Origin of the sequence: Streptomyces lienomycini (assembly GCF_027947595.1) — a bacterium.
In the GTDB taxonomy this organism is placed as follows: domain Bacteria; phylum Actinomycetota; class Actinomycetes; order Streptomycetales; family Streptomycetaceae; genus Streptomyces; species Streptomyces lienomycini.
In genome coordinates this window covers 6,518,996-6,534,973 of record NZ_CP116257.1, presented here as the reverse complement: position 1 = coordinate 6,534,973, position 15,978 = coordinate 6,518,996, and the positions used below count along the sequence as shown (strand labels likewise).

9 protein-coding genes are annotated in these 15,978 nt (G+C 73.5%); 7 read left to right on the top strand and 2 right to left on the bottom strand.

Going from position 1 to position 15,978, the window contains the following annotated elements:
- The first annotated feature begins 186 nt into the window (after positions 1-186).
- The 7 genes from BJ961_RS29825 to obgE all read left to right on the top strand — a co-directional run bounded on the left by BJ961_RS29825 (position 187) and on the right by obgE (position 11,061).
- Positions 187-2,139: a trypsin-like serine protease gene (locus tag BJ961_RS29825; protein ID WP_271415888.1), complete on the top strand. Its 1,953-nt coding sequence runs from the start codon at positions 187-189 to the stop codon at positions 2,137-2,139.
- 232 nt (positions 2,140-2,371) lie between these two features.
- The gene (locus BJ961_RS29820; RefSeq protein WP_271415887.1) at positions 2,372-3,148 is read left to right on the top strand and encodes a TIGR03936 family radical SAM-associated protein; all 777 of its coding nucleotides are present in this window, start codon (positions 2,372-2,374) and stop codon (positions 3,146-3,148) included.
- Positions 3,149-3,422: 274 nt separating this feature from the next.
- Positions 3,423-7,520, top strand: coding sequence for a ribonuclease E/G (locus tag BJ961_RS29815; RefSeq protein WP_271415886.1), 4,098 nt, complete (start codon positions 3,423-3,425; stop codon positions 7,518-7,520).
- Positions 7,521-7,650: 130 nt separating this feature from the next.
- Complete coding sequence (locus BJ961_RS29810) at positions 7,651-8,712, top strand: iron-containing alcohol dehydrogenase family protein (RefSeq protein WP_271415885.1); 1,062 nt, start codon at positions 7,651-7,653, stop codon at positions 8,710-8,712.
- A gap of 211 nt (positions 8,713-8,923) precedes the next feature.
- The gene (gene rplU, locus BJ961_RS29805; RefSeq protein WP_007449531.1) at positions 8,924-9,244 is read left to right on the top strand and encodes a 50S ribosomal protein L21; all 321 of its coding nucleotides are present in this window, start codon (positions 8,924-8,926) and stop codon (positions 9,242-9,244) included.
- Positions 9,245-9,258: 14 nt separating this feature from the next.
- Positions 9,259-9,513: a 50S ribosomal protein L27 gene (rpmA, locus tag BJ961_RS29800; RefSeq protein ID WP_003976205.1), complete on the top strand. Its 255-nt coding sequence runs from the start codon at positions 9,259-9,261 to the stop codon at positions 9,511-9,513.
- 111 nt (positions 9,514-9,624) lie between these two features.
- Positions 9,625-11,061 carry a GTPase ObgE gene (gene obgE / locus BJ961_RS29795; protein WP_271415884.1) on the top strand — a complete coding sequence of 479 codons (1,437 nt, stop codon included), beginning with the start codon at positions 9,625-9,627 and terminating at the stop codon, positions 11,059-11,061.
- Positions 11,062-11,103: 42 nt separating this feature from the next.
- Here obgE and BJ961_RS29790 read toward each other — a convergent pair whose 3' ends face one another.
- Together BJ961_RS29790 and BJ961_RS29785 are read right to left on the bottom strand one after the other, a co-directional pair.
- Positions 11,104-13,434, bottom strand: a complete 2,331-nt coding sequence (locus BJ961_RS29790) for a bifunctional glycosyltransferase/CDP-glycerol:glycerophosphate glycerophosphotransferase (protein ID WP_271415883.1) — start codon at positions 13,432-13,434, stop codon at positions 11,104-11,106.
- A gap of 215 nt (positions 13,435-13,649) precedes the next feature.
- On the bottom strand, positions 13,650-15,692 hold the full coding sequence (locus BJ961_RS29785; RefSeq protein ID WP_271415882.1) for a hypothetical protein: 2,043 nt from the start codon (positions 15,690-15,692) through the stop codon (positions 13,650-13,652).
- Positions 15,693-15,978 lie beyond the last annotated feature (286 nt).

Genomic DNA, 15,978 nt, shown 5'->3' with positions numbered 1-15,978 from the left:
GAACCGTGGACGGGATCACGAAGCGTCGTCTTGGATGACCGAGGGGTGCGGGTACGGGGTTCTTCTTGTGAACCAGGGGTGGAGGGGCCGTGTGCGTGGGCGGGTCCCGGTGCTCTTCGACCGGTGGGAAACAGTCGGCGGACCGCAGCCCTCAGCCAGCACGGCCGGACGATCCCTAGGACTGCGATGAACGCACGTGTCAAGACCGTTTCACCTCCGAGACGGCTCCGGCGGGGCGGCGCCCTGCGGGCCGCCGGAGTCAGGGCCGCGGCGCTGCTCGGCGCGGCACCGCTGCTGTTCCTGGCCGCCGCTCCGACGCACGCGGTGGTCGGCCAACCCGCGGGTGAGGCCGACTACGGCTTCACCGCCCGGCTGCTCGTCGGCGATCACCAGCGGGGCTGCTCGGGCTCGCTGATCTCCCCCGAGTGGCTGCTGACGGCGGCCAGTTGCTTCGTCGACGACCCCGCCGCCGATTCCTCGGTCCCGGCCGGGCCGCCCCCGCTGAAGACCGTCGCGACCGTGGGCGGCGACCAGGTCCGCAACGTCGTGGAGCTCCGCCCGCACGGCGAGCGCGACCTCGTGCTGGCCCGTCTCGCGCAGCCCGTGCCGGGCGTGACGCCCGTCCCCGTCGCCGCCGCGGCTCCCGCCGCCGGGCAGGAGCTGACGGTCGTCGGACACGGCCGTACGGCGAGCGCATGGGTGCCGCTCGACCGGCACACCGGGACGTTCTCCGTCACCGCGGTCGGCGGCGGCGACGTCACCCTCGGCGGGCAGGACGGCGCCTCGGTCTGCCAGGGCGACGCCGGCGGCCCCGCGGTGCGCACCGTCGACGGCAGGCCGGCACTCGTCGCGGTCAGCAGCCGCTCCAACCAGGTCGGCTGCCTCGGCAACGAGGCCCCCGCGGGCACCGCCCCCGCCGCGATCAGCACCCGCGTCGACGACGTCCGGGACTGGATCACCGCCAACGCCCGGCCCACCCCCAGGGCCGACTTCGACGGCGACGGCCGCAGCGACGTCGGTGTGCTCTACGACAACGGCGCCCTCGAGGGAGGCGGCTTCCACACCACGCTCTGGTCGCTGACCAGCGGGGCGTCCGGCTTCGCCGCGCCGCGGCGCACGTGGGACAGCGAGGACTTCGGGAGCTGGAACGCCGCCCGCTCGAAGACGTTCGCCGGTGACTTCGACGGCGACGGCCGCAGCGACGTCGGCGTGCTCTACGACGGCGGGACCCGGACTGACGGCGGCGGCAACCGCACCGCGCTGTGGACCTTCACCAACACCGGCTCCGGGTTCGGCGAGCCGGTGAAGGTCTGGGACAGCGAGGACGGCGGCAGCTGGACCTGGAGCCGCTCCGCGGTGGTCGCCGGTGACTTCGACGGCGACGGCCGCGACGACGTCGGCGTGCTGTACGACAACGGTGTCCGGACGGACGGCGGCGGCAACCGCACCACGCTGTGGACGCTCACGAGTACCGGTTCCGGGTTCGGCAAGCCGGTCATGGTGTGGGACAGCGCGGTCAGCGGCAGCTGGACGTGGGGCAACTCCAAGCCGGTCGCGGGTGACTTCAACGGTGACGGCCGCGGTGACGTCGGTGTGCTGTACGACTACGGCACGCGGGCGGACGGCAGCGGCAACCGGATGGGCCTGTGGACGCTGACCAGCACGGGTTCCGGCTTCGCCCGGCCGGCGAAGGTCTGGGACAGCGGGGACGGCGCGAGCAGCTGGACCTGGAGCCGCTCCGCGCCGATCGCGGGCGACTTCGACGGCGACGGCCGCGGTGACGTCGGCGTGCTGTACGACAACGGTGTCCGGACGGACGGCGGCGGCAACCGCACCACGCTGTGGACCCTGACGAGCACGGGCGCCGGATTCGGCAAGCCGGTGAGCGTGTGGGACAGCGCGGTCAGCGGCAGCTGGACCTGGGGCAACTCCAAGCCGGTCACGGGTGACTTCGACGGCGACGGCCGCAGTGACGTCGGCATGCTCTACGACTACGGCACGCGGGCGGACGGCAGCGGCAACCGCACCGGTCTGTGGACGCTGACCAGCACGGGTTCCGGCTTCACCCGGCCCGTGAAGGTATGGGACAGCGGGGACGGCGCCGGAAGCTGGACCTGGGCGCGGAGCGACCTCACCTGACCCGCGCACGCCCCGGACGAACCGCCACGCCGGTCACGCCGCAAGGCGTCCCGTCGTGGCGGTTCGCGTACCGGCGGGAACCCGCGGCGGCGGGAACGCGTACCCTGGGGGAGAGGACCGGGGCGCGACTGCCCCCGCCGCGGCGAGGACGGTGCCCCGTCCCGACCGCCGTACACAAGGAGAAGTTCCCCTGGGCAAGCGACAGCCCGAAGGCCCGCCGCCCGTACCCGCGGTGCAGCGCATCCGACTGCGCTACACCAAGCGCGGCCGCCTCCGGTTCACCAGCCACCGTGACTTCCAGCGCGCCTTCGAGCGCGCGCTGCGCCGCGCCGAGGTGCCGATGGCGTACTCGGCGGGGTTCACCCCGCACCCGAAGGTGTCCTACGCCAATGCCGCACCCACCGGCACGGGCAGCGAGGCGGAGTACCTGGAGATCGCGCTCACCCAGCCCCGGGACCCGGAGCGGCTGCGGCTGCTCCTCGACGCGTCGCTGCCCGCCGGGCTCGACGTCGTCGACGCGGTCGAGGCCCGTACCTCCGGGCTCGCCGACCGGCTGACGGCCTCCGTCTGGGAGCTGCGGCTGGACGGGGTGGAGCCCGCGGTGGCCGAGGCCGCCGTCGCGGCCTTCGACGCGGCCCCCGTGGTGGAGGTGCAGCGCCGCACCAAGAACGGTGTCCGCACCTTCGACACCCGCTCCGCCGTCGCGCACCTGGAGACCCTCACCACGCACGGTGCACCGGCTGATAGGCCGACCGACCGGCCCTGTGCGATACTGCGGCTGGTTGTTCGGCACGTGACGCCTGCCGTACGACCCGACGACGTCCTGTCCGGTCTTCGCGCCGTGGCCGACCTGGCGCCGCCGGTCCCCGCAGCGGTGACCAGGCTGGCGCAGGGGCTGTTCGATGAAGAGACCGGTGCGGTGACCGACCCGCTCGCGCCCGACCGCGAGGCAGAAGCGCCCGAGCCGCAACCGGCCGCCGCTCCCGCCGCCGCGAAGGCGCCGGCGTAAGGAAGGTTCCGCGTAGGGACGGACGTCGTAGCGCCGCCCTCGAACTCGGGAGCCACCTGGGTCGGGCAGCGCACCGACCACAAGACTTTCGCCAGGCCGTGCACGACAAGGGGTACGGAACCGGCGAGACAAGACACGGATGAGCTTCCGAGCGGCGCCCGCGCCCCGGACGGCGGCGACCGCGCATCGCGCGAGCCGCGGACGTCACCGGCGGTCGACATGTCGATGCCGGACCAGGCGCGGCGCCCGGGAGCCTGACGGGAGAAACCCCCGCATGCTCGAACCGACCGAACCCACCGAGTCGTCGACCACCTCGACGAACTCCGGATCGAACACCCCCAGCGACACCCTGCCGCCGCGCCGTCGGCGCAGGGCCGCGTCCCGCCCGGCGGGCCCGCCGTCCGGTGCGCCGCAGGCGGCGGCGGAGACCGTCGCGCCCGTGACCGACGAGGCGGACGAGGCGGAGGCCGAAGAGACCACCGCCCAGGTGGCCGAGGCCCCCGAGGCGGCTCCGGAGCCCGCCCCCGCCGCCCGGCCGCGCCGCCGTGCGGTACGCCGCGCCTCCGCGCCCGCCGGAGCCCCGACGTCGGCGGAGACGGCCGAGACCGTCGTCCCCGCGTCGCCCGTCGCCGAGACCCCGGCACCGTCGCGGGCCGTCGCGCCCGAGCCGGCCTCCGCGGCCGGTGAGACCACCGAGGACGCCGCGCCCAAGGGCCGTACCCGCCGTCGCGCCACCCGCAGCGTGACCACGGCCACCGAGCCGTCCGCCGCCTCCGCCACCGCGGCGGCGTCGGACGCCGAGCCCGCCGCCGTGGCCCAGGAGCCCGCCGCCGCGCCCGCCGAGGCCGAGACCGAGGACGCCGCGCCCAAGGGCCGCGGCCGCCGTCGCGCCACGCGCCGGGTGACCGCCCCGAGCGAGCCCGCGCCCGCCACCGAGCCCGAGGCCGCCGAAGCCCCCGAGGCCGCGAAGAGCACCGAGGCCGCGAAGAGCACCGAGGCCGCGAAGACGACCGAGGAAGCCGCGAAGACCGCCGAGCCGGCCGAGGACGCCGCTCCGCGTCGTGCGCGCCGCCGGTCCACCCGGAAGGCCGCCTCCGGGTTCGCCGCCCCGCCGCAGACCGCCGCGGGGTCCGACGAGGGGGATTCCCCCAAGCGCCCCTCGCGCCCCTCCGTCGCCGTGTTCCAGGCGCCCGTGTTCGCCGAGCCCCAGTTCCAGACGCCCGAGCGTGCCGCCGCCGAGGCCGCCGCCGAGGCGGCCGGTACCGAGTCCGCGAAGCCGGCCAAGCAGGCCGAGCCCGCCGGGGAGAGCGCGGAGTCCCCGGAGGAGCAGTCCGCCGGTTCGCGCCGACGCCGCAAGCGCCGGGGCGCGGCGGCCGAGGAGGCCGCCGAGGAACGGGCTACGGCCGCGGTCACCCGGGACGAGCCGGAGACCGACACCGACACCGACTCCGAGGCCGACACCGACGGGTCCGGCGAGGACCACGACGACGCCGACGGCTTCGAGGAGTCCGGCTCGCGCCGCCGCCGTCGCCGGGGCGGCCGTCGCCGCCGCCGGGGCGACTCCGCCGACGGCGACCTGGCGGACGGCGAGGCCGAGCACACCGACGAGCCGGCCGACCGGGCCGATCAGGACACCGCGGACTCCGCCGAGCAGGCGGAGGAGGACGACGACGAGGAGAGCGAGGCGGCCTCCGGCGAGGGCGGGGGCTCCAGCAGCAGCCGTCGCCGCCGTCGCCGTCGCCGCCGGGCCGGGGACGGTTCGGGCGACCCCGACGCCTCCGCCGACGACCCCGAGCGCACCGTCGTCAAGGTGCGCGAGCCGCGACCCGCGCGGGAGAAGGGCGAGCCGTCCGACGAGGTGCAGTCCATCAAGGGCTCGACCCGTCTGGAGGCCAAGAAGCAGCGCCGCCGCGAGGGCCGCGAGCAGGGCCGCCGGCGTGTGCCGATCATCACCGAGGCCGAGTTCCTGGCCCGCCGCGAGGCCGTCGAGCGCGTCATGGTCGTCCGCCAGTACGGCGAGCGCACCCAGATCGGAGTCCTGGAGGACGGGGTGCTCGTCGAGCACTACGTCAACAAGGAGCAGGCCACCTCGTACGTCGGCAACGTCTACCTCGGCAAGGTGCAGAACGTGCTGCCGTCGATGGAGGCCGCCTTCATCGACATCGGCAAGGGCCGCAACGCCGTCCTGTACGCCGGTGAGGTCAACTTCGAGGCGCTGGGCATGGCGGGCGGCCCGCGTCGCATCGAGGCCGCCCTCAAGTCCGGCCAGTCGGTCCTCGTGCAGGTCACCAAGGACCCGATCGGCCACAAGGGCGCCCGCCTGACCAGCCAGGTCTCGCTGCCCGGCCGCTACCTGGTCTACGTGCCCGAGGGCTCGATGACCGGCATCAGCCGCAAGCTGCCCGACACCGAGCGGTCCCGGCTGAAGAGCATCCTCAAGAAGATCGTCCCCGAGGACGCGGGCGTCATCGTGCGCACCGCCGCCGAGGGCGCCAGCGAGGACGAGCTGCGCCGCGACGTCGAGCGGCTCCAGGCGCAGTGGGAGGACATCCAGAAGAAGGCCAAGGGCGGCAGCTCCAGCGCGCCCACGCTGCTGTACGGCGAGCCGGACATGACCGTCCGGGTCGTGCGCGACATCTTCAACGAGGACTTCTCCAAGGTCGTCGTCAGCGGCGACGACGCCTGGCAGACCATCCACGGCTACGTGTCCCACGTGGCGCCGGACCTCGCCGAGCGGCTGTCCAAGTGGACCAGCGAGGTCGACGTCTTCGCCACGTACCGGATCGACGAGCAGCTCGCCAAGGCGCTGGACCGCAAGGTGTGGCTGCCCAGCGGCGGTTCGCTGGTGATCGACCGGACCGAGGCGATGATCGTCGTCGACGTCAACACCGGCAAGTTCACCGGTCAGGGCGGCAACCTCGAGGAGACGGTCACCAGGAACAACCTGGAGGCGGCCGAGGAGATCGTGCGCCAGCTGAGGCTGCGCGACCTCGGCGGCATCATCGTCATCGACTTCATCGACATGGTGCTCGAGTCCAACCGGGACCTGGTGCTGCGGCGCCTGCTGGAGTGCCTGGGCCGGGACCGGACCAAGCACCAGGTCGCCGAGGTGACCTCGCTGGGGCTGGTCCAGATGACCCGCAAGCGGGTCGGCCAGGGCCTGCTGGAGTCGTTCTCGGAGACCTGCGTCCACTGCAACGGCCGCGGTGTCATCGTCCACCTCGACCAGCCGTCCGCGGCCGGTGGCGGTGGCGGGGGCAAGCGCCGCAAGCGGGCGCGGGCCGGTGCCGAGCAGCCGCACGAGCACGAGACCGCCGGGGTCGAGACCGGGCCGACGGCGGAGCAGGAGGCGGACACCGAGTCCGAGGCCGAGGTGGCCGCCGAGGCGGCCGAGCCGGTCGCCCTGCCCGCCCCCGACTTCAGCGCGGACGAGGAGCTGTACAGCAGCGCCGCCGAGGCCGAGGCCGCCGCCACCCGCGGTCGCGGCCGGCGTCGGGCGAGCCGCCGGGCGTCGGCACCGCGCGGGGCGCCCAAGGGCGCCAAGGGCGAGGCCGCGCGCGGCGGGGCCCCGACCGCGCAGGACGTCACCGTGTCGGACGAGGTCGAGCGTCCCGTGCGGCGCGAGCCCGCCGCCGAGGTGCTGGCCGAGCCCGCCGCCGTCGAGGACGCGGTCTCCGGCGCCCCGGCCCCGGCCGCCGGTGAGGCGGCCGCGCCCGTGACCGACGAGGCCGCGCCCAAGGGCCGTACCCGCCGTCGGGCCACTCGCAAGGTGTCCGCACCGGCCGGTTCGCCCACCGGAGCCGAGGCCGCCGTACTGACGGTCCCCGAGACCACGGCGGCCGAGCAGCCCGAGCAGGCGCCCGAGGCCCCGGCCGTCGCCGAGCCGGCCGAGAGCGCGGTCCCGGCGGCCGAGAGCGCGGCCCCGGCCCGTCCGCGGCGCCGTGCGGTGCGCAAGCCCACCACGTCCACCGCGTCCGAGGAGGCGGCCGTCACGGTCGTCCCGTCGGCCGCCGCGGAGGACACGGCCGGGCAGGCCGCGACGGTGGACGCCCCGGACGCGGTGGACACGCCGGCCGACGCCGAGGAGGCCACCCCGGCCAAGAAGGCGGCGGCCCGCAAGACCGCCAAGAAGGCGACGGCGAAGAAGGCCGCCACCAAGAAGACCGCGGCCACGAAGACGACGGCCGCCAAGAAGGCCACGGCCAAGAAGGCGGCCAAGACGACGACCGCCAAGAAGGCCGCCGCCAAGTCGACGACCGCCAAGTCGACGGCCGCCAAGAAGGCCACGGCCAAGAAGACGGCGTCGAAGAAGACCGCGGCGGCCGCCCAGCAGGGCCCGTTCTCGGTCACGGCCGCCACCGACGAGGGCTGATCCGGCACCTGTCGCAAAACGTGTGGTCCCGTCCGGACGGAATCCGTTCGCACGGGACCACACGTTTCCCCGGACCTCCCCGGGCGCATCATCAACGACAGCGCCCCGCCCCGCGAGGAGAGAAGATCACGTGCCGGTACTGACGAGGCTCATCCCCTCGCCGCTCGTCGTGGACGTCCGGCCGGGCGCCCTGGACGACCTGGCGAGCGTCCTTGCGGACCAGCGGATCTCGGACTCCGGGAAACTGGCCGTGGCGATCAGCGACGGCTCGGGGGCACGGCTGCGCAGGCGGCTGGAGCCGTCCCTGCCCGGCGCCGACTGGTTCGAGGTCGGCGGCGGCACCATCGACGACGCGGTGCGTCTCGCCGACGGCATGAAGTCCGGCCGCTACGACGCGGTCGTCGGCCTCGGCGGCGGCAAGGTCATCGACTGCGCCAAGTTCGCCGCGGCCCGAGTGGGCCTGCCCATGGTCGCGGTGGCCACCAACCTCTCCCACGACGGCATCTGCTCGCCGGTCTCGATACTCGACAACGACGCGGGCCGCGGCTCGTACGGCGTGCCGACGCCCATCGCGCTCGTCGTCGACCTCGCGGTGATCCGCGAGGCGCCGATCCGCTACGTGCGCTCCGGGGTCGGTGACGCCGTCTCCAACATCTCCGCGGTGGCCGACTGGGAGCTGTCCCACCGGGTCAACGGCGAGAAGGTCGACGGCCTCGCCGCCGCGCTGGCCCGGCAGGCAGGCGAGGCCGTGCTGCGCCACCCCGGCGGCTGCGGCGACGACGGGTTCCTGACCGTGCTCACCGAGGGCCTGGTGCTGTCCGGCATCGCCATGACGATCGCCGGGCACACCCGTCCCTCGTCCGGCGCCTGCCACGAGATCAGCCACGCGCTCGACCTGCTGTACCCCGGGCGCGCGGCCAGCCACGGCGAGCAGGTGGGCATCGGCGCCGCCTTCGCGACGTACCTGCGGGGCGACCGGGAGGGCTCCCTGCTGATGGCGGACACGCTGCGCAGGCACGGGCTGCCCGTGGTGGCGCGGGAGATCGGCTTCGGCGACGACGAGTTCGCGCGGGCCGTGGAGTTCGCGCCGCAGACCCGGCCCGGCCGGTACACGATCCTGGAGCACCTCGACCTGCCGCCCGCCCGGGTGAAGGAGGCGTACGCCGAGTACGTCGCGGCGGTCGGCGGCTGAGGCGCCGTACGGGGCACGGGCCCGGTTTGACCCCTGTCGTGCGGCCCCGTAATCTTGAGCGTCGGCGTGTCGACTGACGCGTCACATCCCCGTAAACCTCTTTCCTTCCGGGTGCGTGCCCTCGCGGGCTCCCGCCGGGAGAGGCCGTCCGTGTGTCACCGGGTGGCTGGACTGCGGGGGTGCCGTTCCATAGCGAGAGAGTGAGATCCGCGTGTACGCCATCGTGCGCAGCGGTGGTCGCCAGCACAAGGTTGCTGTCGGCGACATCGTTGAGGTTGACAAGATTTCCACCGCCCAGGTCGGCGACACGGTCGAGCTCTCGACCCTGCTCGTCGTCGACGGCGACGCTGTGACCAGCGACCCGTGGGTGCTGGCCGGCATCAAGGTCCAGGCCGAGGTCGTGGACCACCACAAGGGCCAGAAGATCGACATTCTGCGCTACAAGAACAAGACCGGCTACCGCCGTCGTCAGGGCCACCGCCAGCAGTACACGGCGATCAAGGTCACTGAGATCCCCGCGGCTGCGAAGTAAGGGACTGAGGAGACATGGCACACAAGAAGGGCGCATCGTCCACCCGGAACGGTCGCGACTCGAATGCCCAGCGGCTCGGCGTGAAGCGCTTCGGCGGTCAGGCCGTCAACGCGGGTGAGATCCTGGTCCGCCAGCGTGGCACCCACTTCCACCCGGGCGCCGGTGTCGGCCGCGGTGGCGACGACACGCTGTTCGCCCTGCAGGCCGGCGCGGTGCAGTTCGGCACCCACCGCGGCCGCAAGGTCGTGAACATCGTCCCGGTCGCCTGATCGGACACTTTCGCGAGGCGGGCCTCACTTCCCCGAGGGGAAGCGGGTCCGCCTTTCGCGTGTTGACCCAAGAGACATTCGCGCAGTAGGCAGTAACTGGAGGCACATCCCATGACCACCTTCGTGGACCGCGTCGAGCTGCACGTCGCCGCGGGTAACGGAGGCCACGGCTGTGCCTCCGTCCACCGTGAGAAGTTCAAGCCGCTCGGCGGCCCGGACGGCGGCAACGGCGGCCGGGGCGGCGACGTGATCCTCACCGTGGACCAGTCGGTGACCACGCTCCTCGACTACCACCACTCCCCGCACCGCAAGGCCACGGGCGGCAAGCCCGGCGAGGGCGGCAACCGCTCCGGCAAGGACGGCCAGGACCTGGTGCTGCCCGTGCCCGACGGCACCGTCGTCCTGGACGGTGCGGGCAACGTGCTCGCCGACCTCGTCGGCCACGGCACCTCCTACGTCGCCGCGCAGGGCGGCCGGGGCGGCCTCGGCAACGCGGCGCTGGCCTCCGCGCGGCGCAAGGCACCCGGCTTCGCGCTGCTCGGCGTCCCCGGCGACCTCCAGGACATCCACCTGGAGCTGAAGACCGTCGCCGACGTCGCGCTGGTCGGCTACCCGAGCGCCGGCAAGTCCTCGCTGATCTCCGTGCTCAGCGCGGCCAAGCCGAAGATCGCCGACTACCCCTTCACGACGCTCGTCCCCAACCTGGGCGTGGTGACGGCGGGCGAGACCGTGTACACGGTCGCGGACGTCCCCGGTCTCATCCCCGGCGCCAGCCAGGGCAAGGGCCTGGGCCTGGAGTTCCTGCGGCACGTGGAGCGGTGCAGCGTGCTGGTGCACGTCCTGGACACGGCGACGCTGGAGTCCGAGCGCGACCCGCTCTCCGACCTCGACGTCATCGAGGCCGAGCTGAGCGAGTACGGCGGCCTGGGTAACCGGCCCCGGATCGTCGTCCTCAACAAGATCGACGTACCCGACGGCAAGGACCTCGCCGAGATGGTCCGGCCCGACCTGGAGGCGCGCGGCTACCAGGTCTTCGAGGTGTCGGCCGTGGCCCACATGGGCCTCAGGGAGCTGTCCTTCGCGCTGGCCGAACTGGTCGCCGCGGCCCGTGCCGCCCGCCCGAAGGAGGAGGCCACGCGTATCGTCATCCGGCCCAAGGCCGTGGACGACGCGGGCTTCACCGTCACCCGCGAGGAGGACGGCCTCTTCCGGGTGCGCGGCGAGAAGCCCGAACGCTGGGTGCGCCAGACCGACTTCAACAACGACGAGGCCGTCGGCTACCTCTCCGACCGGCTCAACCGCCTCGGCGTCGAGGAGAAGCTGATGAAGGCGGGCGCCCGCAACGGCGACGGCGTCGCCATCGGCCCCGAGGACAACGCCGTCGTCTTCGACTGGGAGCCCACGGTCACGGCCGGTGCCGAGATGCTCGGCCGCCGCGGCGAGGACCACCGCTTCGAGGCGCCCCGCCCGGCCGCCCAGCGGCGCCGCGACCGGGACGCCGAACGCGACGAGGCCCAGCAGGAGTTCGACGGCTTCGAGCCGTTCTGACGCCACCGCGACCCCGACACCCCGCCGCCCCGCCGGCCTCCGTCACGGAGGCCGGCGGGGCGGCGTCGTCAGCGGTGCCTCACGACGTGGCGGCCGGTTCCTCCGCCTCCCGCACCGCGCGCGCCCGGGGGCGGGCTCGCCCGCCCCGTCCAGCGCGCGCACCTCGGCGGGCGTCGGGACGTGCCCGCGCTCGTCGAGCGGGATCACGGGCGGCAGCGACTCCTCACCGAGGAAGACCCGGCGAACGACGCGCTCGGCGGCGTGGCCGTCGTCGAAGTCACAGAACCGCCGGCGGAAGCGCTGCCGTGCCTCGGCCGCCGGCTCCGCCCGCCACGCACCGGAGCCGAGGATCCGGGTCAGCTCCTCCTGCGTCGTGGCGACGGCACCGGGCGGTTCCCGCAGCACGTCGAAGTACGTGCCGCGGACGGCGGAGTACGTGTCCCAGTCGTCGGCGAAGATCACGACGGGGCGGTCGAGATTGACGTAGTCGAACATGGCCGACGAGTAGTCCGTGATCAGACCGTCCGAGGCGAGGTAGAGGCGTTCGACCACGGGGTGCTCCGACACGTCCACGATCCGCCCGGCGGACTGCAGCCGCGCCAGCCGGGACGGGTCGGACCCGTAGAAGTAGTGGCCGCGCACCAGGAGCGTGACGTCCGGCCCCAGCCGCTCGGCGAGCCGCTCCAGGTCGAGGCGCGGCACGAACCCGCGCTGGTACTCCCGGTGCGTCGGCATGTAGAGGAAGACCGTCGAACCCTCGGCCAGGCCCAGTTCCTCGCGTGCCGCGCGCACCTCGTCGGCCGTCGCGTTGACCAGGGCGTCGTTGCGGGGGTAACCGGTCTCCAGGGCCGTGAACGAGGCCGGGTACACCCGCTCCCACACGGCGGTGGAGAACCTGTTGGAGGAGACGCTGAAGTCCCAGCGGTCACAGCGCCTCAGCAGCGCGCCGAATTTCATGCTGGTGGAGGCCGGGTAGTTCTGCTGGTCCAGGCCCATGGTCTTCAGGGGAGTGCCGTGGTGGGTCTGCAGATGCACCTGCCCCTTCCGCTTCACCACTCCGTCCGGGAAGTTCACGTTGTTGACCAGGTACTTCGCGCGGGCCACGGCGGTCCAGTACTCCTTCGAGCCCAGACGTACGTACTCCACCCCGGCCGGCACCTGGTCCACCGCGTCCGCACGGATCGCCCACACCCGGCGGATGTGCGGCGCCAGGGAGGCCAGGGCGCCGTCGATGGCCGCCGGGTTGCAGGCGACGCTGCGGCTCCAGTAGGCCGAGAACACCGCCAGGTTCGCGTCCAGCGGCCGCCGCAACTGCGAACGGTAGAGGAGACCCATCGCACGCCGCTTGGACTGGTTGACGCCCCGGCGGGCGCTCTTCACGGCCTTCTGCCGGAGTCTCAGCACACGCGTCGCGCCCGTCATGGTCGTGTACGCGTCGCGCTCCAGCAACCGGTACTTGTGGCCCCGGCCGCCGCCCGGCCGCTGGAAGCCCTGCGGCAGGCGGGCGCGGTAGTCGGCGGAGGCACGGTGGAAGAACTCCGCCCTGGCGTTCTGCGGCAGGCGCTCGGGACGCTCCAGCACGGTCAGGTAGTGGTCGGTCATCTTGCGGAACAGCGGGCCGCGCCACCGGGACAGCTCCTCGTGCGCGTCGAGGTAGTCGAAGACGCGCCGGTACTGGTCGAAGACGTCGAAGTGCTTGCGGCTGACCGTCTTGAGGATGTTCCCGCCCTCGCGGCGCTGCCGGTAGAGCACGCAGACGCGGTCCAGCACGGCGATCCGTTCGGCACTGATCATGGAGCAGAACGTCCAGGGGGCGTCCTCGTAGTACCCGGGCGGGAAGGTCAGCCCCGCCCGCTCGACGAAGTCCCGCCGGTAGGCCTTGTTCCACACGATCTGCAGCAGGTCGAGCAGTTCCGGCCGGTCGGCCAGGGGGAACGCGGCGGGCCCGGCGTCCTGCGCGAGAAGGTGGGCGCGCTGATTGCGTTTGATCGCGCCGTTCCAATAGGTGCGGGCGTAGTCGTAGACCAGTATCTCGGGATTTCCCGTGGTCTCGATGCGATCGCATATCGCCGTCAACGCGCCCTCGGACAACGTGTCGTCACTGTCCAGGAACAACACGTAGTCGCCCCGGGCGCTTTCCAGTCCGGCGTTCCGCGCGCGGCCCAGCCCCACGTTTTCCGTGAGGTGAATCACTCGAATTCGCGCGTCGCGTTCCGCGTACTCGTCGAGAATGGCCCCCGAGCCGTCCGGTGAGCAGTCGTCGACCGCGATCACCTCGAAGTCCGTGCAGTCCTGTCCCAGTACGGAGTCGAGACACTCGTGCAGATACCCCTGCACGTTGTACACGGGAACGACGAGAGAGAGCTTGGGCATCCTTACAACCTGTTCCGAGTCTGACCATGAGACCGCGTTCTGGGGGTTTTCGGGGTGCGCTACGGGCGTCGTCGGCCCGAAGGGCGCCGCCGGATCAGCGTAAAGGATTTACATGAAGTTTCCGTGTGGAGGTGGAACCTGTCGTGTTCCCTGAGCATCCCCACTCGGCGCCTTTTCTGTGCTTCACCCGACATTCCGGACTCGGTTCTTCCGGTTCAGGCATGATCCCGCTGTTCCGGCGCCGCGGTCGCGGCCCGGGGCGCCGGACGGCGCCGCGGACCCGGGAGCGGGTGCTCCGCTGCGAGCCGCTCGGCCATCCGGGCCCGGTGCGCGCCCGCCGTAGCGCACAGGTCCCGCACGGCACCGGCGAAGCGCTCCAGGGACGTCGGCTCGACCGGACCCAGCAGACGCAGGGCCAGCGCGGCGCGCTCCCCGGCCCACTCGTCCCGCTCCGGGTGCCGCACCGCGTCCAGCAGCCCGGGCACCCCGGCCGCGTCCGGCGTCAGCACGGTCGCCGCCGCCACCGTCGGGAAGGACTTGCGGAACCCGTCCTCGGCCAGCCCGCCGGTGTTCACCACCGCGTACGGCTTGCCGCTCGCCAGGAAGTCGCTGATCACACTCGACACGTCGCTGATCAGCAGGTCGGTGCGGTTGAAGCAGGCGTAGAGCGGCGGCCGGGCGTCCGTGACGACCTGGTGCTCCCACGCGGGCAGTGAGGCCCAGTACGCCTCCTCCCACGCGGCCGTCGCCCGCCGTACCGCCCCGGCCCGCCCCGGTTCCGGCGCCGGCTGCCGCAGCATCCGCTCCAGCTGGTCCGCCGCCGACCGGAAACCGGCCGCGGTGAGCCGGTCCAGCTCCGCCGTCCGCCGGGCCAGGCACGTGGCCGCGGACGCGTCCGGGCGGGGCCCGCTCCGTCGCCGGTTCGCCGCCCGCACCAGTTCGCGGACGCGCAGATCGGCGGCCCGCGCCCGCGGGTCCACCGACCCGGTCAGCGGATGCGGCTTGTACAGCAGCCGTACCCCCGGGTCCGCGAGCAGCGCCCGCACCAGGTTCTCGCCCGCCTCGACCACCGACGTGTTGCCGGGATTGCCGTCCCACCCCTCCCAGGTCGGCGCGTACAGGACGGTCGTGAAGCCGCCGGGCGCGGGCGGCCCCGCGTACGGCCGTACGGCGTCCAGCTGCGGGCGGCCGACCTCCACCACGTCCTTGTCCTCGACGCCGACCTCCGCCAGCGCGTACCGCTCGCGCGCCGCAGGGCCCGCCACCCACACCTCGTCGTAGGCCTTCGCGTACGGGTTGCACGAGGACAGCTTGTCGCTCTCCCCGTGGTTGACGAAGGCGTGCTTGATCGTGGGGATGCGCAGCACCTGCGAGGTCTTGCCCGAGTTGGACGGATGCAGGAGGACACGGAGCGTCGAGTGCTCCAGGCGCATCAGCGTGGACACCTTCGGCAGGCACACCACCGGGATGTCCGTCGCCGCGATCCGCTGCACCATGTGCCGCTCCCGCAGCACGATCACCGGCCGCTCCTCCAGCCGCGCCAGCGGCTCCAGCCACATGTTCGCCTGGTACGCCGAGGACGCCCCGCCCGAGAAGTACAGGCCCACCGTCGGCCGGTACCGGGCCAGCCACGCCTCGAACCAGGCCAGCACCTCCTGCTCACCGGCGGGCCGTCGCCCCGGCAGCAGCCGCACCAGCAGCGCGCCCAGACCCGCCAGCGCCGCCGTCAGGGACAGTGCGAGCCCGGCCGCCCCGTACCCCGGCGCGTCCGTCGCCGCCGTCGCTAGCAGCCCGGCCGTCGCCGGCAGCCCGAACGCCGCCAGCCGATGCCCGGGGCGGCGCAGCAGCACCGGGGGAGCGGGGGTCGGCCGCAGCGCGGAGACGTCGATGTTCCGGGTCAGCACGGGCGGCGTCCGGGTGCGCCGGACCAGGACGGACACCGCCTGGATCGCCCAGTGCAGCGCGTAGAAGACGAGGAGACCGGCGACGAGCGGGGCGTACACCCCCTCGCGGTGCTGCTCGCCGAGCCGCAGCAGGCCCACCACGAGCAGCAGGTCCCGCAGCACGTGCCGCACCGCGACATCGACGTGCGACTTGGCGAACAGTGACACCATGCCCCGCTGCCAGCGGTGCAGCACCCCCTCGGCTGCCAGCGAACCGACGGTCCCCGCGAGCAGCAGCGGCACGTGCGGCAGCAGCGCGCCCACCGCCTGCGCGGCGAACGCGGTCGCCAGCACGCCCAGGACCAGCAACCGCACGACGGTCCGCCGCCCGGGCAGGCCCAATCGGGGGGACCGGGTCAGGTGGGGCGGACGGGGCGGACGGGGAGACCCGGGCAGCCGGGGGAGACGGCGGCGGGGCGGGGTAAGGGGCACTGCGGTCGCTCCAGGCTCGTCGCGCTTCGGACGAACGGGTTAACGCCCGGTGACCGTCCGACGACACGCGGGTGCCGAGACGGCTCCTTGACGCGGTGGGAACGCGGCGGAGAGCACGGCGGCGACGGGAGGGCGAGTACGGCTTCGAAGGGGCGGGAGAACATGGCGG